Raw genomic sequence first — 26,706 nt, 5'->3', positions numbered from 1 at the left:
CTCTACTCCCCTGCTCTCTGTTTATCTTTTTCTATAGATTAAGAAATAACTCGTTAATGCGCCCACAGCTCCACCGATGAGCATGCCAGCAATATAACCAAATATGGAATTGTCTGAAGAAAATCCAACCCAGCCAAATCCTAGAACTCCGAAGACAATGACCATAATTTGAATTGGTCGATCGATCTTTTGATAAAGAAAGAAGCGGCCATTTCGTTCAATTGGATGTTTTATAAAGCTAATTAAGCCAATTAGATAGAACAGAACCATCATGACAATAGGTATAATGATTTTTTCGCCTGAGAACCAAAGAGGATAATCAGATCGGAAAGGTTCATCTATAATATAGTTGATTGGAGACATAGGCGATATCAAATAAGCGAAGCTCTTATCTAACCAACTTCCACTTGTCTTTATAATAAAATCTAAATGAACAAGCGGTAATCCGATCACTAAAAAGGGTAAAATAGCTGTGCTGAACCCAACGATTGCTTGCGCAATGGAACTTCCGGTTAAAGTACCCGCTGCAAAAAATAAACTATAAAACATCAAGGAGGACACAAGCGAAATGACATAACCGCTATGAAATCCAGGTGTCTCTAGTGGGTTAAGTCCTAAAATAAGTAAATAAGTAAGAACATAAGAAACGGCATGAACGACTGCAATGATTCCAGCACCTAAGAAAAACTTTGTGTGATAAATTGCACTTCTGCTAAACGGTAAAGATAAGGTAAAGTCCATATGCCCTTTATTTCTCTCAAATCCCAGCTGAATGACAGCAAAGAAGAGCCCCATTAACCAAGAAAGGGAGAGAAAAGCATCTGTATTAAAGTAATAAGAAAAACGCGGTGAATCGACAATACACTCTGTATCATTTAGACATGTTTGAAAAGACGAATATTCCATTAAGAATAAAAAGGGCGTCGCAAGCGCAGCAACAAGCATCACTAAAATGAATGTCAGCTCAGACTGCTTCCACTCCTTATATAATAATTGCCGCTTTACCATCTGCGTTTCCCTCCAAACTTTGCAATGAATACTTCTTCTAAATTCACAGGCAGTTCATGCCATACTTTTGGCTTTAGTGACTTCAAGTACTCTTTAGCCTCCACGTCGGTTTTAAGAACAAGCGCTGTATAGAAAACGCCCGCTTGATCCAAAATCGCAACGCCATTTTTACGAATACTTAAATTCATATCTTCTTCAAAGGCCATTTGGATTTTGACATAGTCATCCTTTAATTCATCTAAATCCATGACACTTGTGAGTTCATTTCCTTCTAAAAATCCGATTCGATTACACATACGCTCAATGTCTTCTAAACGGTGAGATGTAATGAGAATCGATGTTTCACGTTCTGCCACTTCGTCAATCATGAGCTGAAGCACATCATTTCTTGTAACAGCGTCGATTCCATCAGTCGGCTCATCCAATAAAATGACCGCTGGTTTGATCGCAAAGCTTAAAATGAGCGACAGCTGTTTCTTTAATCCTGTTGACAATTCACGATATTTTACTTTTTCCGGGATCTCATACCGGTTCACAAGCTCATTGGCATAAGTTACATCAAATCTCGGATAAATATGCTTTAACAGCTGGACAAGCTGTCCGTAATTGTATCTGTCAAAGAATGGATTCACGACTGGCATAAACACAATATTTTGCTTCACTAGAGGGTGGTCTTTCACCAGCACGTCTTTAAAATAAATCTCTCCTTCATCCGGAAGAAGAATTTGCTGTATCAATCGGAGAAGCGTTGTTTTTCCAGAGCCATTCCGCCCTAACAGACCGAAGATCTCACCTTTTCCTATTTTGAAGGAAACGTCACTGAGGACTTGGCGTCCATTTAAAGTTTTTGATACATTTCTGACCTCAATCAACTTGTTTTCCTCCTTTAAGACTTGAGCCGATCTCTTCTAGCCATTCCTTCAGTTGATGAATATCAATACCGGCATAATGAGCTTCTATGATGAGTTGTCTTAACTGTTCTTTCATCTCGAGCACCTTCCCTTCATTCAGCTTTAACTGAGCACCTTCTGTTACATACGTACCACGGCCTCTTAGCGTTTCAATAATCCCTTCCCGTTCAAGTTCTTTATACGCTTTGCTCACGGTGTTTGGGTTGGCAATAATAATGGTGGCGAGCTCTCTGACAGAGGGCAGTTTGTCACCTGGCTTCATCACGCCTTTTAAACATAAAATTTTGAGCTGCTCAATGATTTGTTCATATATTGGCGCAGCGCTTCTTGGATCTATTTGGATCATGATGGCTCCCTCTTTCCTCATTCATGCTTTTGCAGTCCTATCGCTTGTTCATGTCCTTGCATTAAAGGAACCGAATTGGGTATCAAATCTTTTTGAACTTCAAAACCAATGAAAACGAGAACGAAAAAAAATGTACATGCTAACGCAACAGCCAGCACCATCCACTTCAAATTGATTGGCTTTTTTTCTTTTTTCATGGTTGAACACCTTTCTTCACTTTTTAAGTGTCTATAGTGTATTAGTTGATGTAGTACACTTAATACAATATAGACACTCAAGCTAAAAGTCAATAGCCTTTCAAAAATAAAAAACAGACCCTTTAAGAAGGATCTGTTCATTAAACGTTATCGTAAGAAATTCCTAATATCATTTGGTTTTGCAAGCTCTGAATTTGAACACGCGCCCTGTCTAACCGTTCTCTTTGCTGGTCATTGGCGACATCTTTTAATTTTTCTAATTCGTTGACCGTATTCTCAAGCATAAGCTGTGCTTTAGAAAACTCTTCCTCATTATAATGTTCCTGTCGTGAGCTCAAATCAAATTGCTCACTTGCAAACTCAAGGGTTTCAGTACTTTTTTGAATAAATTCATCGATCGACTGCCTTGTTGCCATCTTACATTCCCTCCATTTCATCATCGCTCCCGCCTATTTTGCCCATATAAAGCTTTTTCACTAAAGAAAATGTTGGACAGATTCAATTGTCCTCCTTCGTGATTTTTGTTAAACTTTAAGGATGCCTATTATTATGCAAGGAGGTTACTGACTTGGATCAGCATAACCCTTTTTTATATTCAAACAGCGAAAAACGTTATCACACATGGAACTACCATTTGCGTGAACACTTTGGTCATAAAGTATTTAAAGTAGCCTTAGACGGCGGTTTTGACTGCCCAAACCGTGATGGTACCGTAGCCCACGGCGGCTGTACATTTTGCAGTGCCGCTGGTTCTGGTGATTTTGCAGGAAACCGGGCTGATGATCTCATCACTCAATTTAATGAAATCAAAGACCGGATGCATACAAAATGGAAAGACGGAAAATACATGGCGTATTTTCAGGCGTATACAAACACACACGCGCCGCTTCCTGTCCTAAAAGAAAAATATGAAACCGTCATGAACCTAGATGGTGTCGTAGGTCTATCCATTGCAACAAGACCTGACTGTCTACCGGATGACGTAGTAGAATATTTAGCCGAATTAAACGAACGCACTTACCTATGGGTAGAGCTCGGTCTTCAAACGGTACATGAACGAACAGCTATGCTCATTAACCGTGCTCATGATTATGAATGCTACGTTGAAGGTGTAGAAAAGCTGAGAAAACACGGAATTCGTGTCTGCTCGCATATTATCAACGGATTGCCTCTTGAGAACCGGGACATGATGATGGAAACAGCAAAAGCTGTTGCGGATTTAGATGTGCAAGGAATAAAAATTCATTTACTTCACCTTTTAAAAGGGACCCCAATGGTCAAGCAATATGAAAAAGGAAAGCTTGAGTTTTTAAGCCAGGAGGAATATGTTCAGCTTGTTTGTGATCAGCTGGAGATTCTTCCGCCAGAAATGATTATTCATCGTATTACAGGAGACGGCCCAATTGAATTAATGGTTGGTCCAATGTGGAGTGTAAACAAGTGGGAAGTACTAAATGCCATTAATGCAGAGCTCGAAAGACGTAACAGCTACCAAGGGAAACGTTTCGTCAGATTGGAAGAAGCATCCAAATGATTTTGAAACGCATGCTTCCTTTTAGTAAAGAGCTGTTAGAACGCGCGTGTCAAAAAGGCGACATCGTCATAGATGCAACAATGGGAAACGGCCACGATACACTCTATTTAGCTGACCTTGTAGGAACTGATGGACAAGTGTTTGCATTCGACGTGCAAGAGGAAGCCTTGCAGCAGACAAGCAAAAGGCTTGGCGATCAATATCCTTACGTTCACCTGATCCATGATGGACATGAAAAACTGGCGGATCATCTGCCGAAGGATGTTTATGGACATATATCTGGTGCAGTGTTTAACCTTGGGTATCTGCCTGGAGGCGATAAAGCCGTTACCACTCAGGCGCATACAACCATTGAAGCGATTAAACAGCTCCTCGAATGGCTCAAACCCGGAGGACTGATCGTCCTTGTGATCTACCACGGACATCCCGAAGGTAAAAGAGAAAAAGAAGTGCTTCTCGACTATTGCAGATCACTGTCTCATGAAGAAGTACAAGTTTTATCATATCAATACATGAATATTCAAAACGACCCGCCTTTTGTGGTCGCCATTGAAAAAAAGCTAAAATGATGTGCATTTTAGCTTTTTTCTTCTTTTCAGCGTGATAGAAAATCTTTGCAGACCTGACACCGAACGCGATGGTTTGTCTACATGCTAAAGCTCAAATCCTAATGGATTTGAGCTTTAGCATGAGGATTTCATCCAAGGCATTTTCTGATAGGTCCGATAGGCTCTTCCGTTAATATAGAAAAAGAATGATGTTTTCCCGCTTGATTTGATCAGCCTTTTTGCCAGCTTGTTCATCTCTTTTTGGGCTGTCACTTTTTCATCGGACAAATAGACCGCGAGTAACCCTCTGTTAATCAATTTGTGAAAGTTCTCATGCGGAATGCCTTTCAGCTGCTCATCCGCTTTTTCGATAAAATGCTGAAGTCTATCCATCATCTCATGATGAGAATCATAGTATGAGCAAAAGTTCAAATCTCCCCCAAGCCGGTCCTCTTCTTGGTCAATTAAATAATCGAGTAAAATGTGCAGACCTTGAATATAAGGGAAATAGCTTTCGTAAATTTGCTTCGCCTGCTTTTCTGTAAAATCAGGCTGCAGCGCATACGCCACAAGACAGAATATCCCTAACGTCGATCCCGCACAAGCTGAAAACTCATACCATTCCATCTTCGGCAAATCCTTTTCATATTGGCGGAACCACGACTCTAGCCTTGGCACACGCTCATGAGGAACAACGTGCTTATGTACTTGCAGATCACTGTAGTAATCACACAGCGTATGTAAATATGGCTGAATGATTGGATAATGCTCAACGCGCGTAAGCACGTCTTGACATGTGCGGACAAGCGCATGTAAGTATCCATGATCCTCTTGATCCTCACGGAATTGATAGTATGGCTTGAGCTCAGCATGAATATCAAGCGCATCTCTCATCGCTTGATGCAGCATATGAAAATCCTTTGGATCAAGCGACGTGCTGCGGTCACATAAATTATCTAAGTAATCACTGATGGTTTGATATGCCACGATGAATTCAATACACGTTTCTTTCTCTTCACCTGCTAGAAGAGATAAAATACCTCCGCCTTCACAGTGAAAGGTTTTACTAGATATGCTTGCTAGGGCCTGCGTTCTCAGTTCTTCATTTTCAATCATTTCTGCATGAGCCCGCCACTTTTTCAGCTCCTGATGAACAAGCGGAAAAATATCTTTATACACCTTTGTCATCAGTGCAAAAGGACGCTCTGGTACTGACAAATCACTCCACCCCCAACTTAAAGCTCACAATCAAATATATTGATCGGTAAAGGCTCTTGCCGCCTTAAACACATCTTCTCTTTCCGGTTCATTAAAAATTTCGTGATACAGCTCTTCCCATTCACGGTATGATTTATTGATTGATTCTATGCCATTGAACCATTTGATTACCCTCGTTTTATCGACGATCTTATCATCACCAGCCTGCATTAAAAGGAGCGGTATTGATTTAAAGACATTTGTCGGCTGCATCGCCGCATCAATATTTTTGATCAGCTCTCGATACCAGCGAACCGATACCTTTGTCACGTAAAGAGAATCATTTGAGTCTGCCTCAATCACTGCCTGATTTCGTGTGGCTAATTCAATCGTCAGACCTGACTCCACTTTAAAAGACGGTGCCAGCACATTTAGACCTTTTGACGCAAAATCCATCAGCTTCTTCGGTTTAAATTGCAGACCTAAACAAGGTGATGATAAAATAAGGCCATTCAACTTCGTATGGGTATACTGCTTCATCCACTCAATTGAAATGAGTCCACCCATACTGTGTCCAAGTAAAAATGTAGGAAGTCTGAATGATTTCGCATGTTCGATCCATTCATCGACTGTATCAATGTATTCTTGAAACGAACGAATGTGGCCACGCGCACGTGTCGAAGTGCCTTGCCCAGGTAAGTCACCCATGACGACGTGATAACCTGCATTTCGCCACATTTCAATCAGCCATTTATATCGGCCGTGATATTCACTCGCACCATGTACAATCACAATTGTACCAACTGGTCTTTCAGCATGCCAAGTCCACAAAGTAAACACCTCACAAATGTTGTATTAAGAAAGGAAGTCGAAAAAGTGATTTATCCATATCATCAGTTTACACCTGAGATTCATGAATCGGTCTTTGTCGCAGATAACGCCACCATTACCGGTGATGTCACAATTGGAGAATATTCGAGCGTGTGGTTCCAAACTGTCATCAGAGGCGATGTGGCACCTGTGAGAATTGGAAAGAACGTCAACATTCAAGATTTATCGTGCCTGCATCAAAGTCCTGGAAAAACACTTCTTATTGAAGATGGTGCTACCATTGGACACCAAGTCACATTACATAGCTCAATCATTCGAAAAAATGCCCTCATTGGCATGGGGTCCATCATTCTCGATGGTGCGGAGATCGGCGAAGGCGCCTTTATCGGTGCAGGAAGTCTTGTCCCTCAAGGAAAGGTCATCCCAAAAGGATCACTCGCTTTTGGCCGTCCAGCCAAAGTCGTTCGGCTGTTAACAGATGAAGATATTCTAGACATGGACCGAATCCGCAGAGAATATGTAGAAAAAGGACAATACTATCGTTCCCTTTTATCTCGTTAACATCATACGTGTATCTTCACTTTATCATGTTTTTTTCAGGATATTAAGCAATAACTATGAACCGCTTGTTATTTTACCCTTTTCCGCCACTTTCTATCATGACAAAAAAGGTTTTCAGCACAAAGCTGAAAACCTTTTTTCATTAACTGAAGATGACTTCTTTTGGTTGATGATTCAATTGCTCTGGATCAATACTGCGCTCCACATAAATGCTGTGCCAAATCATAAAGATCAGAACCGTCCAAATCTTACGGCTATGATCTGCTTTACTAGCACAATGTTCATTTAATAAATCAAGCACATACGCTTTGTTAATATATTCGTCCGTTTGACTGTTTTTAATGATGTCTTTCGCCCAAGCGTTCATCTCATTTTTCAGCCAATGACGAATTGGAACAGGGAAGCCCAGCTTCTTGCGGTTTAACACGTGGTCAGGCACAATGCCTTCTGCTGCTTTACGCAATAAATATTTCGTTGTGCCATCTTTTGTTTTCAGCTCTTCTGGAATTTTAGAAGCCGCTTCAAATACGACCTTATCAAGGAATGGAACACGAAGCTCAAGAGAATTCGCCATTGTCATCTTATCTGCTTTCAATAAGATGTCACCGCGCATCCACGTATGAATATCAACATATTGCATTTTGTTAATATCACTGTAGCCTGCACTTTCCTCAAAGTATGTCTTCGTCACATCACGATACGTAATGTTCGGATCATACTGCTTTAAGAGGTTTTTCTTTACTGGCTCTTCAAAGATTTTCGCATTACCGATATAACGCTCCTCTAATGGTGTACAGCCGCGGACGATAAAGCTTTTTCCTTTCATTCCTTCTGGCATTAAGCGCGCCAGACGAAGAAGAAGCTTTTTCAGCATAGATGGAACAGATTCAAATGGTTTAAGAGAAAGCGGCTCACGGTAAATATTATATCCACCGAACAGCTCGTCTGCTCCCTCACCAGAAAGAACAACCGTCACTTGTTTCTTCGCTTCCTTTGCCACGAAGTACAATGGAATCGCCGCCGGATCAGCTAAAGGATCATCTAAATGCCAAACAATTTTCGGAAGCTCATTCATATATTCCTCAGGAGAAATCACAGCACTGAAATTTTGTAAGCCCAGCTTATCAGCCGTTTCCTTCGCCACATCAACTTCACTAAAGCCATCCTGCTGGAAGCCAACAGAAAACGTCTTCAGCTCAGGATGAAATTCCTTTGCGACAGATACGATGAAAGAAGAATCGATACCACCTGATAGGAATGAACCAACAGGTACATCACTTCTCATATGAATTTTCACAGAATCATAGATTGCATCGCGGACTTCTTCAATCAGCTTTTGTTCTTGTGTTTGCTCAGGCTTGAATTGAACTTTCCAGTAAGTCTTAAATTCAATCTCCTGCCCTGGGCGTAAAGTAAACTGATGACCTGGCTCTACTTTGTGCACCTTTTGATCAAGTGTATTTGGCTCAGGTACGAACTGGAATGACATGTATTGCTGTAAGGATGTCTCATCAAATAAAATGTTCTCGTTCACTGCCATCAAGCTTTTGCGTTCAGACGCGAAGTACACTTGCTCATCCATTTGTGTAAAATAAAGCGGTTTGATGCCAAAAGGATCTCTTGCGCCATATAATAATTGCGCTTCTTTATCCCAAATTAAAAATGCAAACATGCCGCGAAGCTTTGAAGCCGCTTCTTCTTTATAATGACGGTATGTGGCAAGAAGTACTTCCGTATCTGAATCTGTGCTGAATGTATAGCCTTTTTTCAAAAGCTCTTCCTTCAGCTCCACATAGTTATAAATTTCTCCGTTGAAAATAATCCAGTACTTTTCATCTTCATAAGAAAGCGGCTGCTTTCCATGCTCAACATCTATAATACTTAAACGTCTAAATCCAAATCCTACATGCTCATCATGAAAGTAACCCTCATCATCCGGACCGCGATGAACGATGAGACGATTCATTTGTTTAATTAGCTCTTCCTGTTCAGTAGTTTCGGACAATGGACGGTGATTAAATACACCAACAAACCCACACATATTATTGCCTCCACGTTATGTTATTTCTTAAAAGTAGACCTATAATTAGACAGTATTTTGTCCGATTTTGTTTCACATTTTTTCGCTTTTTGTAGATTTTTTTTTAATCAAAAGGAAAACCGCTTAAAATAAGCGGTTTTCTATGTTGTTATTGTCCCAATGCTTCTTTGCGAAGTGTTTCGGCTTTATCCGTTTTTTCCCACGGAAGATCTAAGTCGTGACGGCCGAAATGTCCGTATGCAGCTGTTTGTTTGTAGATCGGACGGCGCAGGTCAAGCATTTTAATAATGCCAGCTGGACGAAGATCAAAGTTTGCACGAACCACTTCAATTAATTTTTCTTCAGAAGCTTTTCCTGTTCCGAATGTATCAATTGAAATCGATACAGGCTGTGCAACACCAATTGCATAAGCAAGCTGTACTTCACAAGAATCTGCAAGGCCGGCAGCTACGATGTTTTTCGCTACGTAACGAGCAGCGTATGCCGCAGAGCGGTCAACCTTCGTTGCATCCTTACCTGAGAAAGCACCACCGCCATGACGAGCGTATCCGCCATACGTATCAACGATGATTTTACGTCCAGTTAAACCAGCATCCCCTTGAGGTCCACCGATCACGAAACGGCCAGTTGGGTTAATAAAGTATTTTGTCTGTTCATCAATCAGTTCACTTGGAACGACAGGGCTGATGACATGCTCTTTTAAGTCACTTTGAATTTGTTCAAGCGTCACTTCTGGTGCATGCTGCGTAGAAATAACCACTGTGTCAATACGAACTGGTTTGTTTTGCTCATCATATTCAACTGTCACTTGTGTTTTTCCGTCTGGACGAAGGTAGGCAAGTGTTTCATTCTTACGTACTTCTGTTAAACGGCGAGATAATTTATGCGCTAGTGAAATCGGCAGCGGCATGAGCTCTTCGGTTTCGTTGTTGGCAAAACCAAACATCAATCCTTGGTCACCTGCACCAATCGCATCAATTTCTTCTTCAGTCATTGTTCCTTCACGTGCTTCAAGCGCTTTGTCTACACCTTGCGCAATATCAGCAGACTGTTCATCAATTGATGTAAGGACCGCACATGTTTCCGCATCAAAACCATATTTCGCACGTGTGTAGCCAATTTCCTTAATTGTGTCACGCACCGTCTTTGGAATATCGACATAAGTAGACGTTGTAATTTCACCGCTTACTAATACGAGACCGGTTGTAACAGAAGTTTCACAGGCAACACGTGCATTTGGATCTTTCTTTAAAATTTCATCCAAAATGCTGTCTGAAATTTGATCACAGATTTTATCCGGATGTCCTTCTGTCACTGATTCTGAAGTAAATAAACGACGATTTTGACTCATAATGGCTATTTCCTCCTGTACAAGACCACATCATCCCAAGATGAGGCCTCCAATATGATACGGAACTCGTTCCCTCTTATATTTAAAAACGTTTATATTAGAGATGTTATTGGCAATTTGTTCATATGATATCCCAAAAATAAAAAAACCATTTCCTTCATTGCGAGGAAAGGGTCTGAGATCGCATGCCTTTCACTCTTATCGCTCAAGGTGTTCTTGTACCTTGCATCAGGTTAGCACCTTGGTTTCTCAGCATGTTCATGCCTTTTTCATAAGAAACCGGTTGCTGGGCTTCATCGGGCCTGTCCCTCCACCAACTCGGGATAAGAGTATCCGTTCAATAAGATATCTTATCTTAAACCCTTGCGTCATGTCAATGCTTCATAAGAATTATCTCCCTCTTTTTTCTCCTCACCATTAGCATCACCAAAAAGCATATTTTCATAGCAGAAATGAAAAAACACACACAAAAATCTTTAAATAGTATAGACTATTATTATTAATGTGTTATACTAATCGAAACAAACAAATTCAACGGTAAAGGAAGGGTTTTTTTATGAACTCAGTGGATTTAAAAGAAGATTTGCAGTCATTGCTCTCATTAGAAAATACGCACCAAAATTTATCTGTTCCGAAACTTGTTGAAAAGATTTTGGCACGTAATGAAGGCGTTTTAACATCAACAGGGGCTGTCCGTGCGACAACTGGAGCCTACACAGGACGTTCGCCTAAAGATAAATTTATCGTCAAAGAAGAAAGCTCTGAACATAAAATCGATTGGGGTCAAGTAAACCAGCCGATCTCCAAAGAAGCATTTGACCGTTTATATACAAAGGTTGTGTCATACTTAAAAGAGCGTGATGAACTATTCGTCTTTGAAGGGTTTGCAGGCGCTGATGAAAGATATCGTATGCCGATTACAGTTATAAACGAATTCGCATGGCACAATCTTTTTGCCAAGCAGCTATTCATCAGACCTGACGGGTCAACACCTTCTTCAAACGAAAAACCTTTCACCATCTTATCTGCACCGCACTTCAAAGCAGATCCTGCAACAGATGGCACAAACTCTGAAACGTTTATCATCGTTTCTTTTGAAAAACGCACGATTCTTATCGGTGGAACAGAATATGCAGGAGAAATGAAAAAGTCCATTTTCTCTGTGATGAACTATCTGCTTCCTGAGCAAGATATTTTATCCATGCACTGCTCAGCAAACGTAGGTCAAGAAGGCGATGTAGCCTTATTCTTCGGACTTTCAGGTACTGGGAAAACGACGCTTTCTGCAAGCGCAAGCCGCAAGCTGATCGGAGACGATGAACACGGCTGGTCTGGCACAGGGGTCTTCAATATCGAGGGCGGATGCTATGCGAAATGTGTGAACTTAAGTGAAGAAAAAGAACCACAGATCTACAAAGCGATCAGCTTCGGATCAGTTCTTGAGAACGTTGTGCTTGATGAAGAAACACGTGAAGCGGATTATGATGATACATTCTTTACTGAAAATACACGCGCTGCTTACCCAATCGAAATGATTGATAACATCGTGAAACCAAGTATCGCAGGACATCCATCTGCCATTGTTTTCTTAACAGCTGATGCGTTTGGCGTCTTACCTCCAATCAGCCGTTTAACAAAAGAACAGGCAATGTACCATTTCTTGAGCGGGTACACAAGTAAACTAGCTGGAACTGAGCGAGGTGTCACTTCACCAGAAACGACATTCTCTACGTGCTTCGGTTCACCATTCCTCCCGCTTCCAGCTCACGTCTATGCTGAAATGCTTGGCAAAAAGATTGATGAGCACGGTGCTAAAGTATTCCTTGTGAATACAGGCTGGACTGGCGGAGGCTATGGTACAGGTAAACGAATGAATCTCGCTCATACAAGAGCAATGGTTCAGGCAGCAATCGAGGGTGACCTTGACAATGCTGAAATGATTACTGATGACATCTTTGGCTTACACATCCCGCTTCATATTCCTGGTGTACCAGATGAAGTGCTTCAACCTGCTAAAACATGGGATGACCAAAAGGCTTATCAAGAAAAAGCACACTTCCTTGCCAATGAATTTAAAAAGAACTTCCAAAAATTCAGCCACGCGGCAAGTGACATTGAAGCCAAAGGCGGACCACTCGTATAACCAAATGAAAAAAGCTGAGGAGATTCAATCCCTCAGCTTTTTTAGTTTGTTGAATGCAATGACACAAGACGGTACGTCACCTTCGTGACATTGTCTGTCAGCTCCAGCTTTTCAACATGTGCTGTCCCTGTTTTTTCTCCGTCTTTCGTTTTGCGCACCTCAAGTGGAATATTTAACGGATAAATGCGGTATCCATCCTTCATGAGTTCAAATACATTTTCTTCAATTCTTGTCTCTTTTCCCTTTGTGACAATCATTGTATTAAATTCAACAGGCATTCCCATAATGAAAATCCCCCTACTTTCTATATTTCGTTATACTGCTTATTTTAACACATTTCCGCTTTTTCGGCTGTGCATCCATGTGGTCAGCCTTCTCACAATTTCTCGATTATGCTGCGGCGGGAAATAGTGGTTGTATCCATGGAAATACCATGTCTCCACGGACTTCCCGTGCTGACGCAGCGCATCTTCTAACAAATATGCATGCTCAATCGATACATTTTGGTCCTCTTCTCCGTGGATGATCAGGACAGGCGCTTCAATTTTGTCCACATCATTTAAAGGGGTTCTGTTCTCATATGCCTCTGGCACCTTATGCGGCGGACCGCCAATCACACGCTTCATCATCCGTCTCATATCCACACGCTCTTCATAAGTCAGTTTCATGTCACTGACGCCTCCCCATGTGACAAAGGAAGCCGCCTCCTGTTTCATTTCTACAGCGGTCCAGATGCCCATAATACCGCCTCGCGAAAAACCAAAGATATGAATGCGATCCTTCTTCACTTTTTTGTGCTGCTTTAACAGCTGAAAGGCAGCGAACGCATCTTTTCGATCTTCTCCGGCAAAATCTTCGTTCCCTTCGCCTCCCTGATTTCCTCGGTAAAAGGGAGCAAAGACGACAAAACCCTGCGCGGCAAATTGCACAATCCGGCCAGGTCTGACCATCCCCACATTTTTAATGCCGCCTCGTAAATACAAAAAGCCGTCGTAGAGACCTTCTTCGGCCGGCTCAGCGAGCAGTCCTTTCATCCGAAGTCCATCTGCCTCATAGGTCACTGTATATAAGTGAATATGCGGATGGGGCGACGGAAACCTTCTTTTTTCCACAATCACTCGATTTCTCTCCTTTTCATCTTTGATTACGTCCATTGCTTCAGCATCGCTTCTGCGACAAGCTGGCCTGATTTTGTCACCATTGGCGTGCCGCCGCCTGGATGACTTGTTCCCCCAACAAACCAAAGTCCTTCAATGTCCTTTGATTGATTATTGATGCGAAAGAACGCCTGTTTGAACGAGTTTGAAGACATGCCATAAATGGCTCCACGATATGCCCCCGTTTTCTGCTGCAGATCGAGCGGGGTTTGAACCGCTTCATATTCGATTAGCTTCTCCAAATCAAAAAGACCTTTTTCCATTAATTTGTTTTTTACATGCTGACGATATGTCTCCTTTAGCATGTCCCAATCTTGCTCTTTTGTCACATAAGGTGCATTGGCCAGTACAAACAGGTTGCTTCTTCCCGCTCCTCCGCTTAAAGCTGGTTCTGAATGACCTGAATAACATATGTAAAGCGTCGGATCTTGAGGCAGTTGTTTTTTCTGAAAAATATCTTTGAATTCTTGCTCATAATCCTCAGGGAAAAACACATTGTGATGAGCCAGCTGCTCATAGACTTTAGGTACACCTAATAAGAGAACAAAGCCCGACAACGACGGTTCAATACTAGCCAGTTTTTGATTTAAAAAACGAGGACGGTCTTTTTCATCTATAAGATGACGGTATACAGTCAGCGCATCTGCTCCTGCAATGACTTGATCTGCTTCATACATCTGCTGATCCGTCTCCACTCCTTTGATCCGCCGCCCCTTCACATGAATCTTGTTCACTTGTTCATTGAGGTGAATCTGAACGCCTAATTCTTTTGCCAGTGTCTCAAATGCCTCAACTAAACGATACGTACCGCCTTGTATTCCATAAATCCCTTTCTCCCCTTCTAAATACGCCATCATATTAAAAATAGCCGGCGCTTCGTAGGGAGAAGAGCCGATATAAGTGGCATACCGTCCAAACATGGCCAATGTATGGGGATGACGGAAATATTGACGTAGCAGGCGCTGAACGGATGTGAATGGTTTGACAGCAAGAAGTGCTTTCATCAGCTTTAAATCCGCCTTATCCTTCCAGCTCAATAACAAACGATTTAAAAACTGCTCCTCTGCCTTTTGAAAAAGCGTCTTTGATTCCTGTAAAAATGCACGGTATTGCTTCGCATCTTCAGGACTGAATGCAGCAATTTGTGACTCCATATGCTCAATATTCGGCGTAAACTCGACCGTCTGGCCATCTGAAAAAATATTTTTGGTCAGTGGAGAAATCGGATAAAAGGTCACATAATCCTCCATCCGTCTATGACAGGCTGTAAACACTTCTTCAAAATATGCCTTCATTGTAATGGTACTCGGTCCTAAATCAAAAGAGTAGCCCGCTCCATGATGGCGCTGCAATTTCCCGCCTAAAGCCGCTTCTTTTTCTAAAATGGTGACCTGAACCCCGCGTGACTGTAGACGGATCGCGGCTGATAATCCGCCAAGTCCGCCGCCGATGATGATCACTTTTTTCATTCGTACCTTCTCCCTTTCCATTCATACCCTTCTTTTTTCAGACCGATTTTCATAGAAGCAAAACCGATGGCGATCAAGCTTAAAATACTGACCGGCAATAAAAAAGCCATCGCAGATGTCCGACCATTTTCAGTATCAATTGCCGCTTTAATCGACACACCCAGCCCATAGCAAAGAATCGCTAAGCATATGCTCAAAACATCCAGCTGAAACAATGCGATCATGAAACAAATGACAGGAACCAAATAAAGGAGGGAGTATAAACAAAAGACACTGCTTAACAAAGCAATGCTTCGATTCACACCTGGGAATAAATTTTTTCGGTAACCTTCCCAAACCTCTAGTCCACTCTCATACATTCTCATATACACAAATGGATGAATGCTTGCAAGTGTGAACGGAAAGCCTTTTTCCTTCACCCGTCTAGCCAAGGCCATATCATCAACTAGTGAATCCTTGATCGCTGCATGCCCGCCAATGTCGTGATAACAATTCTTTTCAATGGCAATAAAACCGCCATGTGCTGCGGCAAAAGCGCGGTTCTTAGATTTTCTTACCCATTTCACTGGCAGATGACAGCCAATGGTAAACATCATCATAGGAACCACAAGATGCTCAAAAAATGTACCTGTTATCTGTTCTGGAAAACCTGACAGCATCCCCGTTTTTTGCATGCATAACTGCTTGTACACTGATTCAACTGCCCCTTTTTTTAACCGGACATCCGCATCTAAAAATAGCAGCCAGTCAGAAGCAGCAGCTTCAGCGAGCTGAGAACAGGCATATGATTTACCAAGCCAGCCGCGCTTTAAGGGTTGACCTGACTGGACACGGATCCACGGGTATCTTTCTGCAAAGCGTTCCACCATCGCTCTTGTCTGATCTGTCGAGTGATCATCAAGGACGATGAGCTCTTTCGGGTAAAGACGTTGATCAACGATCGACTGAAGACAGGCTTCGATCCGTTTTTCCTCATTTCTTGCTGGAATCAGAATTGATAATGAAATCGGTTCACCCGGCGGAAAGGATGCTGGCTTTAAAATAGGAAGCTGCCTCATATTCCATATGGTGAAAATAAACTGACAGAGCAAGAGTACACTGATCACAGTTAGGAAGACCGCCATGTTTTCACCCACTTTTTAAAGGAATCAAACGCATCACTTGTTGACTGACTTGTCCTTGTCATCTGTCTAAATTCTTGATTAGTTGAAAAATCAGGATCTGCGATGACCTGTGCTTGATGTGCGTTTAACTGCGTTTCAAGCAGATCTCTGAGCAGATGCGTCACGTCCTTGCTTCGAAGTGCCCCGCCAGATACTAAGGTATCTTCACCAAACAAAGCAGATACTGTCGGCTTTTGAAATTGATTAAATGTATAATGCAAGGTCACAGGCTTCACCACGACTTGCTCAAATTGTCTCACTAAAAATGAAGCCCCGCCCTCTAATTCAAGCGGCCGCATGTCCTGATGCATGATTTTCCCCTGTGGAAAAAGCCATACAGCCCCGCCAGCCTGCATGTTTTCTTTAGCCGTTATTAATGCTTGCTTCACACTTTTCAGATTCTCTTTCTGAACCGGAAAGGCACCTAGCTTACGAAAAAATTCATATTGCTTCAGCTGCTTCTCTTCCATCATCATATAGTGATCGAGTTCGGACGCTTTTTCTGTTAAAAGAAAGAGGATGAGTCCATCCCACCATGAGCTATGATTGGCGAGATAAAGAACAGGCAGCTTCTCGTTTGGGTCCACAGCGCCTTTCATCATCACGCAGCGAAAATGTTTATGAAGTAAATACCGCTCAAGATAAAGAGAAAATATACGTCTAAACGATCGGCTTTTGTCGCTTTCTTTCAAATTGAACCCTTCCTTCACACAAAATAACAATGATCAGTGCTAAATAAAAAATGACCTCGAGCCCGCCCTTTAATGCCAGCACACCAAAAAAGAACACCATTGCCTGATAAATACGGCTCGTCCAGTTCAGAGCCTTCTGATCAATCCGAACAAGCGGGAAGAGAAAGGAAAGTCCTGCTCCAATCATACCCCAGCTCACAAAATTCTCAAAAGGAATACCATAAAAACCACCGCCGTCATACCACACCCAAAATTTCCGTTCAGCTGCTACTGGGTCTAATATGAGGTCAAGCAAGACAATCCATATCCCCGTTTCGACCGCTCGTTTCCACTTCGACTGCTGACTGGATAAAAAAAGACTGTTTAAAAATACTCCAACCCATGCAAAAGCAATGGTTAAAGGCACCCCTGCCACTAGAAAACCTAACGTTGGATAATAGTCATAAGCTCCGAAAGGAAACCCGGTTGTGATCCCAATCCATTCAACCGTAAATGTCAGCACGCCGACAATGGCTGCCCGTTTGATCACCATTCCCCATGATCCATAAATATTTCGCCCAATCTCTATCACACAGCAGGCATACAGCACAAGGAAAATGCCATTTGCAAACTGAAGCCATGCTGGCACCTCAAAAAAGACCATTAATATGAGCCCTATTAAATACCACCCAAGAAATACCCAACTCACTCTATACACGAAACCGCCCCTTTATTTCTTCCAAATTCAAGAAAGTATTCATGCTTCTAGTATAGAAAAAAAGACACGTTCTATAAATAAACAATGCGCTTCTTATTTTCATCTAGGCACTCACCAAAAATCCCTTTTGACATACTTTAATTAGTGATCTAGAACAAAGGAGGCGAATTACTCTTGAATCGTTCCATCAAAGTCAGACTGGCATTCATCGTCGTTGTCCTGCTCTTTATTCCATTTGTCGCCTGTAAAAAAGAACAAGAGCAGACCGTACAAGTAGCCGAGGTGACCCATTCGGTTTTTTATGCTCCGCTATATGTTGCCTTATCTGAGAACTTCTTCAAAGAAGAAGGGCTAGAGGTTGAATTAAAAACGACTTGGGGCGGCGATAAAACGATGACAGCTCTCTTATCCGGTGGTGCAGATATTGCCCTGACCGGTTCTGAATCCTCTATCTATGTAGAGGCTCAAGACACAAAAGACTCTGTCGTCAACTTTGCACAGCTGACACAAACAGACGGTACATTTCTTGTTTCAAGGGAGAAGGTGAGCGAATTCTCTTGGGATCAATTAAAAGGAAAAGACTTTCTTGGACAGCGGAAAGGCGGCATGCCGCAAATGGTCGGTGAATATGTCCTGAAAAAGGAAGGCATTGATGTAAAAAAGGATCTCCGTATGATTCAAAATATTGATTTTGCCAACATTTCAGGTGCTTTCTCCTCTGGAACTGGCGATTTTGTGCAGTTATTCGAACCGACAGCATCCTTAATTGAAAAAGAAGGCAAAGGGTACATCACCGCCTCCTTTGGAGAGGCTTCCGGAAAGGTGCCTTATACCACCTTCATGGCAAAGAAAAGTTACTTAGAGGAAAACAAAGAGACAGCAGAAGCCTTCACTCGTGCCATTTACAAAGCGCAGAAATGGGTGGAAGCCAAGCAGCCAGAGGAGATTGCCAAAACCATTCAATCTCATTTTCCTGACACAGAACTTGATGTCTTATCAACAGCCATTAAACGATACAAACAGCAGGACTCCTATGCAACAGATCCACTTCTGAATGAAGAGGAATGGAACAAATTGCAGGAAATCATGAAGGAGAGCGATGAATTGCCGAAATTTATCCCGTACAAACAACTTGTCGATTCATCCATTGCAAAGAAGGTCACAGAACATAAATAGAATAGGAGGTAGCACATGTCTTTCCTTCAAATTGACCATGTGACCCACACGTACTTCTCTTTAAAAGAAAAAACAACGGCCATACAGCACATTAATATGGAGATAGACCAAGGTGAATTTATCTCATTTATTGGTCCCAGCGGCTGCGGGAAAACCACCCTGCTGTCTATCATTGCAGGAATAACGCCGCCCTCTGAAGGCCGAATTTTAATCGAAGGAAAAGAACCGAATCAAAAGGAGCATCAAATCGGCTACATGCTCCAGCAAGATTATTTGTTCCCTTGGAAAACCATCAAGGAAAATATCATTCTCGGGTTGAAAATTACCAAACAAGATTCACATGAAGCCACCTCCGCCGCTCTTGGCTTACTGCCTAAGCTTGGCCTTCATGATGTAGAGGAAAAATACCCGAAAGAGCTGTCAGGCGGTATGAGGCAGCGTGCGGCTCTCGCCCGAACGCTTGCAGTGAATCCCGGTCTGCTTTTACTAGACGAACCCTTTTCAGCTCTAGACTACCAAACCAAACTAACATTAGAGGATCTCGTCTTTCATACACTCAAAAACTATCAAAAAACAGCGGTCCTTGTGACACATGACATTGGCGAAGCCATTGCGATGAGTGACCGCATTTTCTTATTCTCAAAGCATCCTGGCTCGATCAAACGAATTTTTACCGTTCCAGATGATCTGAGGACTCTTTCTCCTTTCGAAGCAAGACAGACCCAGAGTTTCCAAGAGCTCTTTCAAACGATTTGGAAGGAGCTGAAAACAGTTGAAACACAGTGATCTTTTACATGAAGCCTATCGCAAAAAATACCGAATGGAAAAGCGCATGACCCGAATCTATCAGTTCATTATTTTCGCCAGCTTCTTTTCGCTTTGGGAGCTTGCCAGTCATTTTCGTCTCATCGATCCACTGATATTTAGTTCACCATCTGCGGTCTGCCAATTGTTTGTACAAAAAATATCCGATGGGTCTTTAGTGAATCATATGAGTATTACATTATTTGAAACGGTGCTCGGATTTCTACTTGGTACCTTTTGCGGCATTTTGCTTGCTGCCGCCTTATGGTGGTCCACCCGCCTGGCAAACGTTCTTGATCCTTATTTAGTCATTTTAAATGCCATGCCAAAAGTTGCCCTCGCCCCAATTTTAATTGTTGCCCTTGGGCCTGGCATGATCAGCATCGTTGCCATGGGCGCAATCATTAGTGTGATCATTACGACGATCGTCATTTATACAGCCTTTCAAGAGATCGATGAGAATTATTTAAAGGTGATGAAAACCTTTGGTGCGAAAAAAAGCGTCGTCTTTCGCGAGGTCATTTTGCCAGCTAGTATTCCAACGATGATTTCTGCGATCAAAGTCAATGTCGGCCTTTCTTGGGTTGGGGTTATTGTAGGGGAATTTCTTGTTTCCTCAAAAGGGCTCGGCTACATGATCATTTACGGCTTTCAAGTCTTCAACTTTACACTCGTGTTCTTAAGTCTTTTCATTATTGCCGTGTTTGCGACTATCATGTACCAGCTTGTGGAATGGCTCGAACGCCGTTTTCTTCAAAAATAAAAAAGCACAGGGAATGTCTCCCTGCGCTTTTTTTAACGAATCAAACCGTTTTTTTCTAAATAAGCAAGACTTTGTCTTAACACATCATCTTTCATAATAAAACTGAAGTTCTTATTTTTTGCGATGGATCTCGGCAAGTCTGCGAAAAGAACCGGTCCTTTCGTTTCAAAATATGTTTCTTGCTTCACTAGCTTTTCAATTTCAGCGAAATAAATATTCTTGACGATGACCTTTTCTCTGCCCAGCACCTGATATTGGCCAATATACGTTAATTCACGAACAACAGCACCCGTCTCTTCTTGAATCTCCCGTATAGCGGCTTGGTCTGCTTCTTCATCCGGCTCAACTTTCCCTCCTGGAAACTCATAGCCCCGATCCTCATGTTCAGTGAGCAGCCATTTCCCTTGGTAACGGCAGATGGCCCAAACATGCTTAGGATGACTTGAAAAAGGCTTCTCCTCAAAAGAGAGTTTGACCGTATTATGATAATAGTCTTTAAATACATGCATGTGAAATCCCTCATATCCTGTCCTTGCTTCTTGTAAAACATCATACCACAGATCACATTTATCTGAAGAATTTTTATCAAAAGTGAAACAAACGAGTGGTTCCAACTCGTCTGTATCTAAAATGAGGTATTGTTGCTAAAACCTTTTTATCATCTCCAACTTCACCCAATTTTAATCATGAAACCTTTTATCCCTATATGACGTAAATGAATCAGTGTTTGTCCTATGACAACAAGGAGGAAATCAGCATGAGTATAAAAAATGGGTCAAAACAAGACGCACCCCATGAGGTGATCAAGAAACACCTCGTGAAAGGGCAAAAGTTAGATTTAACAAAAGAAAATCCAGCGGTCGACCAAATTCATATCGGGCTTGGCTGGGACCTGGCCGGTCAGCCAATTGATTTAGATACGCAAGTGTTTCTTTTAAATGAAGAAGACAAACTGTTGTCTCCTAAGCATCTGATCTATTATCACCAGCAGCAAAGCTTAGACGGAGCTGTTCGTCATCTTGGTGATCATCAATTTGGCGGAGGGTATCGAGACAATGAAATGATTATTATGCAATTAAGCAGAGTCTCACCTGATATTCATAAAATTGTCGTCACAGCCACAATACATGATGCACACGAACGCCAGCATCATTTTGGACAAGTCACTAATGCCTATGTGCGCCTTACTGATCAAATCTCTCAGCAAGAGATTTGTACCTTTCAGTTAACAGAAGATTATTCGTATTGTACGTCCATTATATGCGCAGAACTCACGAGAGATCATGAGGAATGGAAGATCACTGCAACCGGGCAAGGGACTACTCTAGATTTACATGATTTATGCCGCATCTATGGATTCACATCTTGACGCAGGAAAGGAGCCGGCACCCATGGGATTTCATTTCGTCACAATAGAAGAACTTACCTTACAAGCAGAAGGCAGCGGAATCTTTTTTGCCAAAAAGGGCGCAATGATTGCCGATCAAGGAAGTTTCCAATACCGCAAGCGATTACTTGGAACGAATAAAGGAAATATGGTCAGCCAAGTATTTAACCATATCAGCAGGAAATTCACAGGTGAAAACCTTGAGATGATGGAAGTGAGTGGACAAGGTACTTGCTATCTGGCTGATTCAAGCGAGCATGTAACAGTAATTAATCTTGAGCCAAGCGGTCCTTGGCAGCATGTAAGTGTAGAAAGTGAAGATTTACTTGCCTTTACTGAGGAATGCCATTACGGTGTCACACCAGTAGGCGTTGGTATTTTATCGCAGAAAGGACTGTTTACATCAAAACTCTCTTATCAAGGGCACGGAGCGCAGGTCGCCATCAAAACGAATGGAAATCCGCTCATTTTAAAAGCCCCCTGCCGCGTAGACCCTGACGCAATTGTCGCTTGGACGGGCAGAGCACCGAAGGTCAAATTAGATGTGAACTGGAAAACTTTCATTGGACAAACATCTGGTGAATCCTATTTATTTGAGTTCCAAGAACAAGACCAAATTGTTATTATTCAGCCATCTGAGCGCACATCTGGGTTACGGGTTGGCTTAGATGATAATCGCTACAAGCCTCAGAGCCAGAGCTCCTCTCATGAATTCACCAATTCACAGCAAGAAAATAGAGGCGGTGGGATCACTGATCTGATCGGAGGCATTTTACAACCGCGAAAATAAAGCATGTAGAGAATCTCTACATGCTTTTTCAATTCATCAAACCATTTGTCTCAATAAAGCTCCTTGTCTCTTCATTGCCGAGCTCATAAATCATTGTGTAAATCTCTTTTCTTTTTCTATCCATTTCATCATTTGGACTATCATAATGATATTCAAGAAACGGAACATGTGCCCGAAAGAAGCCTTTCCAATCTGTCATATACTGTTCATCGAAATAGTCTCTCAGCTGCAAAATTTGATCATCATCTGCTTCTATTTGAAATTGCCAAGCCGCTGCATCTCTATGCTGCGATATCGATCCATCTTGTACGGATACATAGTATGTGTGTCTCGCCATCTGAATCATCCTTTTTTCTTTAGTATGACCAGATATGAGGAAATTACGGCTTTTTGCGCAATTTATTTTTCAACATGTCCAATACATCAATAAACAACTGTGGAATGGGAACTCCAAGGGCTCTGGCTGTCGAGACGATTTGGTAAGATTCATAAATAATATAAAAGATGATCGCTAAATCCTTAATCGCCCCATTTGTCTTCAGCATGACATCAAAGAAATGTGCCATCGATATTAAGGAGACTGTCACAATCTTTCGAACAAGCCGCGTAAAAAACCGCTTCATTGTGAGCTGTCCAGTCAAAGATTCTCTTAGGCTTGCACAAATTAATTCAATAGCCATCAACGTCACTAAAATCATCAGTAAATATCCTGCTCCACCAAACAGAAAGCCCATCGCCGACAAACTCACTGTAACCAACGAAAAGATGCCTAAATCCTTGCTCACTTGGCATCAACATCCTTTCAAAGTGGAACTCCTTACCTCAATAGTATATGCCGGATTTTCACAATAGCTTGGACGACAAAAAATAAAGGCGCTGTCTTTTGACAAGAAAAAGCCGCCTTGCGCGGCGGCTACTTCCTAGACCCTAACATCAATAAAGCTTGCATCTGAATCCTTTGGCTGAACAGCTTGAGGCTGTTGCTGCACTTGATCCAGCATCACCATGGCCTGTGCTGTATTCGTAGCAAGCTGTGAATTCAACAAACTAATATTGAGTGTCTTTTGAATGCTCGCTACTTGCTGACTCATCATTCCTGCAATAGAAGACATCTTCTTCCCTCCCTTCTCTTTTCTCTTCGGCTGAAAGCCCTATGATTTCAATGGGCTGTCTGTCCTGATTCCAATAAAAAAGAATGTCGGTCTATTTATGACCGACATTCTTTTCCCATACGTGTATTATCCTAAATATGCTTTAAGCATCCAGTTGTGTTTTTCAATGGATTGATGAATCGCAAGCAGCATATCACCTGTTGTTTCATCGCCAACCTCTGCAGCCAGGTCCATTCCTTGCTTTAATTCCTCTGCAATATTGGAGAAATCATCATATAAATTTTTCACCATTTGCTCTGCTGATTCATTGCCTTCTGCTTCTTGAATGCTGGAAATTTCTAAGCACTCTTTCATTGTCGCAACAGGCTGTCCATTTAAAGCAAGCATACGCTCAGCCAAATCATCAATATATGTAGCTGTTTCTGTATATAGTTCCTCAAATTTCTCATGAAGTGTAAAGAAATCTTTCCCCTTTACATACCAATGATAGTTATGTAATTTCACGTAAAGCACAGTCCAATCAGCTACTTGTTTATTGACGACGTTTAATAATTTTTCAGACATGTTTATTCCTCCTTATGTAATTGCGTTTAGTATGAGAATACCCTTTTCTTATTATACTGAAACCTGCCGTCAATTTCTTCTATTTTGACTGCATGAAATATATGTTAATATGGAAATAAGGAGGGAGTTAGATGCTGTTACTTGGGATTATCAGCTTTATCATTATCTCAATCGTTGTCTTTTTATCATTGTGGACGACAGCGAAGGCTTATGAATATAAGCATAAAGTCGATTCACCACAGGATGCAGAACCAAATCAACGTCCTAATCCAAAATAAATCCGCTTTTAATGATGTGAGGTTTCTTCTTCAGTAGACGAACTCTCTTTTTTCACCTCACCTACGTGGATGTTCGTTTTCGGCATATTATGCTGCTGTTTAGCTGTCACATGGACTTGTATGATATAAAGGCCATCTTTTTTGAAGGCTGTGTGCAATTCGTATACACCTTTGTTTTCTTTCTTTGGCTGAATCATTTTGCTGTTATCCTTGTCGCCATCTTTCCACACTTCAAATTGAACATCATCTGCATCATCAACAGGCGTATCACCGTATGTGACAGCTGCTTTTACTATAACGCTTTCATTTTTCTCCACCTGCTCAGGTCCTGTAAGCTTTACTTCTAATAGCTCAGGCACTTCCCCTTTTCCGCTATTTGCTACAGAGTTTCCGCATGCACTTAATAACGTGAGCATCAGAATCATTCCCAACATTTTTCGCATCTTGCGTTTCCCCCTTCTTTTACTGACATGTCCATTTTAACAAATATCCCCTATTTTGACATCACTGATCGAATTCAATAAAAAAACCGGACATCTAAATGTCCGGTTCATCGTTCGATTAACCAAATACTTTTAAAAGCTCTTCTTGATCCTGAGAAAGCCAGAAACGCATTAAACGTTTTGCCCCTTCAAGATCATGAAGCTTCGCTTGGCCGCATTGCTCTTCGTTTGCAGCAGGAATTTCTGTTACTTCAACTGCATCCTTGAATGTTGCATCAAGAAGTTCAACGATTTCTTTTGGAGTTGGTGCACCACTGACAACTAAATAGTAGCCTGTCTGGCAGCCCATTGGAGAAATATCGATGATATCAAAATGATCATATTTCTCTGAGTGTGTTCTAATATTAAACGCAAGCAAATGCTCTAATGTATGAATCGTATCAGGTTTCATCGCCTGCTTGTTCGGCTGACAAAAACGAATATCGAATTTATTTACTTCCCCATCTGATCCCACTTTATGAACGCCACAATGACGAACGTATGGCGCTTTTACAGCATTATGATCAAGTTCAAAGCTTTCAACTGAAGGCATAATCACCACTCCTATAATTGCAATTTCCTATATTATAACATATTTCTCCGACCAGTTTAGTTTATAAAACTTTCCTTCCTTGTCCTTTTTTCTTATACTGTGGAAGACAGACAAGGAGGAACCTCTATGAAACAAATTTTTATCGGGATTATACGATTTTATCAAAAATGTATTTCCCCTCTGACACCGCCAAGCTGCCGGTTTTATCCAACATGCTCAAACTATGGACTTGAGGCGATCAAAACGCATGGCGCGATCAAGGGCGGCTGGCTGACCATAAAGCGGATTTTGAAATGTCATCCGTTTCACCCCGGCGGCATCGATCCTGTTCCGCCTAAAAAGGAAAAGTAACTTACTTTTCTTCATATCCGTTGACAACTAAGTCAAGCTTCCCTGTTCCAGGATCGATGACAAGCCCATGTACAGGTACATCTGATGGAAGAAGCGGGTGATTTTTTACTACAGACACACTGTCCTTCACGCTCTCTTCAACTGAACTAAAGCTTTTGAGCCACTGTTTAAAATCAATTCCTGAGTATTCCAGTACTTCAATACGCTTTTCTGGAATACCACGCTCAACGGCTTTATTTAAAAGTGTCTGGCTATCAATTTTGCTCATCCCGCAATCATGATGCCCAATGACATATACCTCGTCAGCATTTAATTCGTAAACAGCAACTAAAATGCTTCGCATAATACTTCCAAATGGATGAGAAACAAGCGCCCCAGCACTTTTGACAATCTTAATATCGCCATTTTTCATGTTCATGGCACGCGGAAGCAGTTCAACAAGTCTTGTATCCATACACGATAGAATGACAGCTTTTTTCTGTGGAAACTTTGTTGTTGTAAATTCTTCGTATTTCTTTTCTTCAATAAATTGTTGATTATATTCGATGATTTCATCTAAAAGTTTCATACGTTTGTCCATTCCTTTATCTTTTTTTAAAA

General features: G+C 41.7%; 34 protein-coding genes and 1 riboswitch. Of the genes, 11 read left to right on the top strand and 23 right to left on the bottom strand.

Annotated elements, in window-relative coordinates; all coding sequences use genetic code 11:
• Positions 1–21: 21 nt before the first annotated feature.
• From ACP69X_RS17110 to ACP69X_RS17090, 5 genes are all read right to left on the bottom strand, one after another.
• On the bottom strand, positions 22–1,008 hold the full coding sequence (locus ACP69X_RS17110; protein WP_426052903.1) for an ABC transporter permease subunit: 987 nt from the start codon (positions 1,006–1,008) through the stop codon (positions 22–24).
• Positions 1,002–1,880 (bottom strand): ATP-binding cassette domain-containing protein, encoded by an 879-nt coding sequence (locus ACP69X_RS17105; protein ID WP_041086754.1) that lies wholly within the window; start codon positions 1,878–1,880, stop codon positions 1,002–1,004. The genes ACP69X_RS17110 and ACP69X_RS17105 overlap by 7 nt, the downstream gene beginning before the upstream one ends.
• The gene (locus ACP69X_RS17100) at positions 1,873–2,265 is read right to left on the bottom strand and encodes a GntR family transcriptional regulator (protein WP_019743690.1); all 393 of its coding nucleotides are present in this window, start codon (positions 2,263–2,265) and stop codon (positions 1,873–1,875) included. Before ACP69X_RS17100 ends, ACP69X_RS17105 begins: the two co-directional genes overlap by 8 nt.
• 17 nt (positions 2,266–2,282) lie before the next feature.
• On the bottom strand, positions 2,283–2,462 hold the full coding sequence (locus tag ACP69X_RS17095; protein WP_039180825.1) for a hypothetical protein: 180 nt from the start codon (positions 2,460–2,462) through the stop codon (positions 2,283–2,285).
• A gap of 140 nt (positions 2,463–2,602) precedes the next feature.
• On the bottom strand, positions 2,603–2,878 hold the full coding sequence (locus ACP69X_RS17090) for a YtzC family protein (RefSeq protein ID WP_039180834.1): 276 nt from the start codon (positions 2,876–2,878) through the stop codon (positions 2,603–2,605).
• Between the two features lie 152 nt (positions 2,879–3,030).
• Here ACP69X_RS17090 and ACP69X_RS17085 point away from each other — a divergent pair, with 152 nt between their 5' ends.
• Positions 3,031–3,996, top strand: a complete 966-nt coding sequence (locus ACP69X_RS17085; protein WP_041086759.1) for a TIGR01212 family radical SAM protein — start codon at positions 3,031–3,033, stop codon at positions 3,994–3,996.
• A complete protein-coding gene (locus ACP69X_RS17080) occupies positions 3,993–4,565 on the top strand; it encodes a tRNA (mnm(5)s(2)U34)-methyltransferase (protein WP_041086761.1) in 573 nt (190 codons plus the stop codon). Before ACP69X_RS17085 ends, ACP69X_RS17080 begins: the two co-directional genes overlap by 4 nt.
• 114 nt (positions 4,566–4,679) lie before the next feature.
• On the opposite strand, the gene ACP69X_RS17075 is transcribed toward ACP69X_RS17080, so the two are convergent.
• The gene (locus ACP69X_RS17075; RefSeq protein ID WP_423358087.1) at positions 4,680–5,762 is read right to left on the bottom strand and encodes a tetraprenyl-beta-curcumene synthase family protein; all 1,083 of its coding nucleotides are present in this window, start codon (positions 5,760–5,762) and stop codon (positions 4,680–4,682) included.
• A gap of 30 nt (positions 5,763–5,792) precedes the next feature.
• Positions 5,793–6,572, bottom strand: coding sequence for an alpha/beta hydrolase (locus tag ACP69X_RS17070; RefSeq protein WP_041086763.1), 780 nt, complete (start codon positions 6,570–6,572; stop codon positions 5,793–5,795).
• 45 nt (positions 6,573–6,617) lie between these two features.
• On the opposite strand from ACP69X_RS17070, the gene ACP69X_RS17065 reads away from it, so the two are divergent.
• Positions 6,618–7,133, top strand: coding sequence for a gamma carbonic anhydrase family protein (locus ACP69X_RS17065; RefSeq protein WP_041086765.1), 516 nt, complete (start codon positions 6,618–6,620; stop codon positions 7,131–7,133).
• A 142-nt stretch (positions 7,134–7,275) separates the two neighbouring features.
• Here ACP69X_RS17065 and asnB read toward each other — a convergent pair whose 3' ends face one another.
• Both asnB and metK read right to left on the bottom strand, forming a co-directional pair.
• A complete protein-coding gene (gene asnB / locus ACP69X_RS17060; protein ID WP_305960984.1) occupies positions 7,276–9,174 on the bottom strand; it encodes an asparagine synthase (glutamine-hydrolyzing) in 1,899 nt (632 codons plus the stop codon).
• A gap of 148 nt (positions 9,175–9,322) precedes the next feature.
• Positions 9,323–10,525, bottom strand: a complete 1,203-nt coding sequence (gene metK, locus ACP69X_RS17055; protein WP_039180847.1) for a methionine adenosyltransferase — start codon at positions 10,523–10,525, stop codon at positions 9,323–9,325.
• A 195-nt stretch (positions 10,526–10,720) separates the two neighbouring features.
• Positions 10,721–10,855: riboswitch (SAM riboswitch) on the bottom strand.
• 226 nt (positions 10,856–11,081) lie between these two features.
• Here metK and pckA point away from each other — a divergent pair.
• On the top strand, positions 11,082–12,668 hold the full coding sequence (gene pckA, locus ACP69X_RS17050) for a phosphoenolpyruvate carboxykinase (ATP) (RefSeq protein ID WP_260774641.1): 1,587 nt from the start codon (positions 11,082–11,084) through the stop codon (positions 12,666–12,668).
• 41 nt (positions 12,669–12,709) lie between these two features.
• Here pckA and ACP69X_RS17045 read toward each other — a convergent pair whose 3' ends face one another.
• Genes ACP69X_RS17045 through ACP69X_RS17020 form a run of 6 tightly spaced genes read right to left on the bottom strand, consistent with a single transcriptional unit; the run spans position 12,710 to position 17,846 of the window.
• Positions 12,710–12,952, bottom strand: coding sequence for a DUF2584 domain-containing protein (locus ACP69X_RS17045; protein WP_025092385.1), 243 nt, complete (start codon positions 12,950–12,952; stop codon positions 12,710–12,712).
• A gap of 39 nt (positions 12,953–12,991) precedes the next feature.
• Positions 12,992–13,786, bottom strand: a complete 795-nt coding sequence (locus ACP69X_RS17040) for an alpha/beta hydrolase family protein (RefSeq protein ID WP_041086772.1) — start codon at positions 13,784–13,786, stop codon at positions 12,992–12,994.
• A gap of 26 nt (positions 13,787–13,812) precedes the next feature.
• Positions 13,813–15,294, bottom strand: coding sequence for a phytoene desaturase family protein (locus tag ACP69X_RS17035; protein WP_041086774.1), 1,482 nt, complete (start codon positions 15,292–15,294; stop codon positions 13,813–13,815).
• Complete coding sequence (locus tag ACP69X_RS17030) at positions 15,291–16,418, bottom strand: glycosyltransferase (RefSeq protein WP_426052902.1); 1,128 nt, start codon at positions 16,416–16,418, stop codon at positions 15,291–15,293. The genes ACP69X_RS17035 and ACP69X_RS17030 overlap by 4 nt, the downstream gene beginning before the upstream one ends.
• Positions 16,403–17,149, bottom strand: coding sequence for a lysophospholipid acyltransferase family protein (locus tag ACP69X_RS17025; protein ID WP_426052901.1), 747 nt, complete (start codon positions 17,147–17,149; stop codon positions 16,403–16,405). The genes ACP69X_RS17030 and ACP69X_RS17025 overlap by 16 nt, the downstream gene beginning before the upstream one ends.
• Positions 17,118–17,846 (bottom strand): carotenoid biosynthesis protein, encoded by a 729-nt coding sequence (locus ACP69X_RS17020; RefSeq protein WP_426052900.1) that lies wholly within the window; start codon positions 17,844–17,846, stop codon positions 17,118–17,120. Before ACP69X_RS17020 ends, ACP69X_RS17025 begins: the two co-directional genes overlap by 32 nt.
• Before the next feature lie 174 nt (positions 17,847–18,020).
• Between ACP69X_RS17020 and ACP69X_RS17015 the strand changes: the two genes are divergently transcribed.
• Genes ACP69X_RS17015 through ACP69X_RS17005 form a run of 3 tightly spaced genes read left to right on the top strand, consistent with a single transcriptional unit; the run spans position 18,021 to position 20,589 of the window.
• Positions 18,021–19,022, top strand: coding sequence for an ABC transporter substrate-binding protein (locus tag ACP69X_RS17015; RefSeq protein ID WP_073978703.1), 1,002 nt, complete (start codon positions 18,021–18,023; stop codon positions 19,020–19,022).
• 15 nt (positions 19,023–19,037) lie between these two features.
• Positions 19,038–19,808 carry an ABC transporter ATP-binding protein gene (locus ACP69X_RS17010; RefSeq protein WP_073978702.1) on the top strand — a complete coding sequence of 257 codons (771 nt, stop codon included), beginning with the start codon at positions 19,038–19,040 and terminating at the stop codon, positions 19,806–19,808.
• Positions 19,809–19,842: 34 nt separating this feature from the next.
• The gene (locus ACP69X_RS17005; RefSeq protein WP_370333911.1) at positions 19,843–20,589 is read left to right on the top strand and encodes an ABC transporter permease; all 747 of its coding nucleotides are present in this window, start codon (positions 19,843–19,845) and stop codon (positions 20,587–20,589) included.
• A gap of 32 nt (positions 20,590–20,621) precedes the next feature.
• On the opposite strand, the gene ytkD is transcribed toward ACP69X_RS17005, so the two are convergent.
• Positions 20,622–21,098, bottom strand: a complete 477-nt coding sequence (ytkD, locus tag ACP69X_RS17000; RefSeq protein ID WP_269103142.1) for an RNA deprotection pyrophosphohydrolase — start codon at positions 21,096–21,098, stop codon at positions 20,622–20,624.
• Between the two features lie 248 nt (positions 21,099–21,346).
• Here ytkD and ACP69X_RS16995 point away from each other — a divergent pair, with 248 nt between their 5' ends.
• Both ACP69X_RS16995 and ACP69X_RS16990 read left to right on the top strand, forming a co-directional pair.
• Positions 21,347–21,958 carry a TerD family protein gene (locus tag ACP69X_RS16995; RefSeq protein WP_426052899.1) on the top strand — a complete coding sequence of 204 codons (612 nt, stop codon included), beginning with the start codon at positions 21,347–21,349 and terminating at the stop codon, positions 21,956–21,958.
• A 22-nt stretch (positions 21,959–21,980) separates the two neighbouring features.
• Positions 21,981–22,766, top strand: a complete 786-nt coding sequence (locus ACP69X_RS16990) for an AIM24 family protein (RefSeq protein WP_041086788.1) — start codon at positions 21,981–21,983, stop codon at positions 22,764–22,766.
• Positions 22,767–22,794: 28 nt separating this feature from the next.
• On the opposite strand, the gene ACP69X_RS16985 is transcribed toward ACP69X_RS16990, so the two are convergent.
• From ACP69X_RS16985 to ACP69X_RS16970, 4 genes are all read right to left on the bottom strand, one after another.
• On the bottom strand, positions 22,795–23,103 hold the full coding sequence (locus ACP69X_RS16985; RefSeq protein ID WP_024425787.1) for a hypothetical protein: 309 nt from the start codon (positions 23,101–23,103) through the stop codon (positions 22,795–22,797).
• Positions 23,104–23,146: 43 nt separating this feature from the next.
• Positions 23,147–23,551 (bottom strand): phage holin family protein, encoded by a 405-nt coding sequence (locus tag ACP69X_RS16980; protein ID WP_041086792.1) that lies wholly within the window; start codon positions 23,549–23,551, stop codon positions 23,147–23,149.
• A gap of 135 nt (positions 23,552–23,686) precedes the next feature.
• Positions 23,687–23,878, bottom strand: coding sequence for a hypothetical protein (locus ACP69X_RS16975; RefSeq protein ID WP_024424925.1), 192 nt, complete (start codon positions 23,876–23,878; stop codon positions 23,687–23,689).
• Positions 23,879–24,004: 126 nt separating this feature from the next.
• Positions 24,005–24,442, bottom strand: a complete 438-nt coding sequence (locus ACP69X_RS16970) for a Dps family protein (protein WP_041086794.1) — start codon at positions 24,440–24,442, stop codon at positions 24,005–24,007.
• A gap of 131 nt (positions 24,443–24,573) precedes the next feature.
• Between ACP69X_RS16970 and ytzI the strand changes: the two genes are divergently transcribed.
• Positions 24,574–24,720 carry a YtzI protein gene (gene ytzI, locus ACP69X_RS16965; RefSeq protein WP_041086796.1) on the top strand — a complete coding sequence of 49 codons (147 nt, stop codon included), beginning with the start codon at positions 24,574–24,576 and terminating at the stop codon, positions 24,718–24,720.
• Between the two features lie 8 nt (positions 24,721–24,728).
• On the opposite strand, the gene ACP69X_RS16960 is transcribed toward ytzI, so the two are convergent.
• Together ACP69X_RS16960 and ACP69X_RS16955 are read right to left on the bottom strand one after the other, a co-directional pair.
• A complete protein-coding gene (locus ACP69X_RS16960; protein WP_041086798.1) occupies positions 24,729–25,163 on the bottom strand; it encodes a FixH family protein in 435 nt (144 codons plus the stop codon).
• A 118-nt stretch (positions 25,164–25,281) separates the two neighbouring features.
• Positions 25,282–25,755 carry an S-ribosylhomocysteine lyase gene (locus ACP69X_RS16955; RefSeq protein WP_003217624.1) on the bottom strand — a complete coding sequence of 158 codons (474 nt, stop codon included), beginning with the start codon at positions 25,753–25,755 and terminating at the stop codon, positions 25,282–25,284.
• A gap of 126 nt (positions 25,756–25,881) precedes the next feature.
• Between ACP69X_RS16955 and yidD the strand changes: the two genes are divergently transcribed.
• The gene (gene yidD / locus ACP69X_RS16950; protein WP_041086801.1) at positions 25,882–26,106 is read left to right on the top strand and encodes a membrane protein insertion efficiency factor YidD; all 225 of its coding nucleotides are present in this window, start codon (positions 25,882–25,884) and stop codon (positions 26,104–26,106) included.
• 1 nt (position 26,107) lies between these two features.
• Here the strand turns inward: yidD and ACP69X_RS16945 are convergent, their stop codons facing one another.
• The gene (locus ACP69X_RS16945; RefSeq protein ID WP_024424929.1) at positions 26,108–26,674 is read right to left on the bottom strand and encodes a beta-class carbonic anhydrase; all 567 of its coding nucleotides are present in this window, start codon (positions 26,672–26,674) and stop codon (positions 26,108–26,110) included.
• Between the last annotated feature and the right edge of the window lie 32 nt (positions 26,675–26,706).

The organism is Bacillus sp. DC4300-2b2 (assembly GCF_049895685.1).
GTDB lineage: Bacteria > Bacillota > Bacilli > Bacillales > Bacillaceae > Bacillus > Bacillus safensis.
The sequence above is the reverse complement of the archived record's forward strand: the minus strand, read 5'-3'. Positions and strand labels throughout refer to the sequence as shown.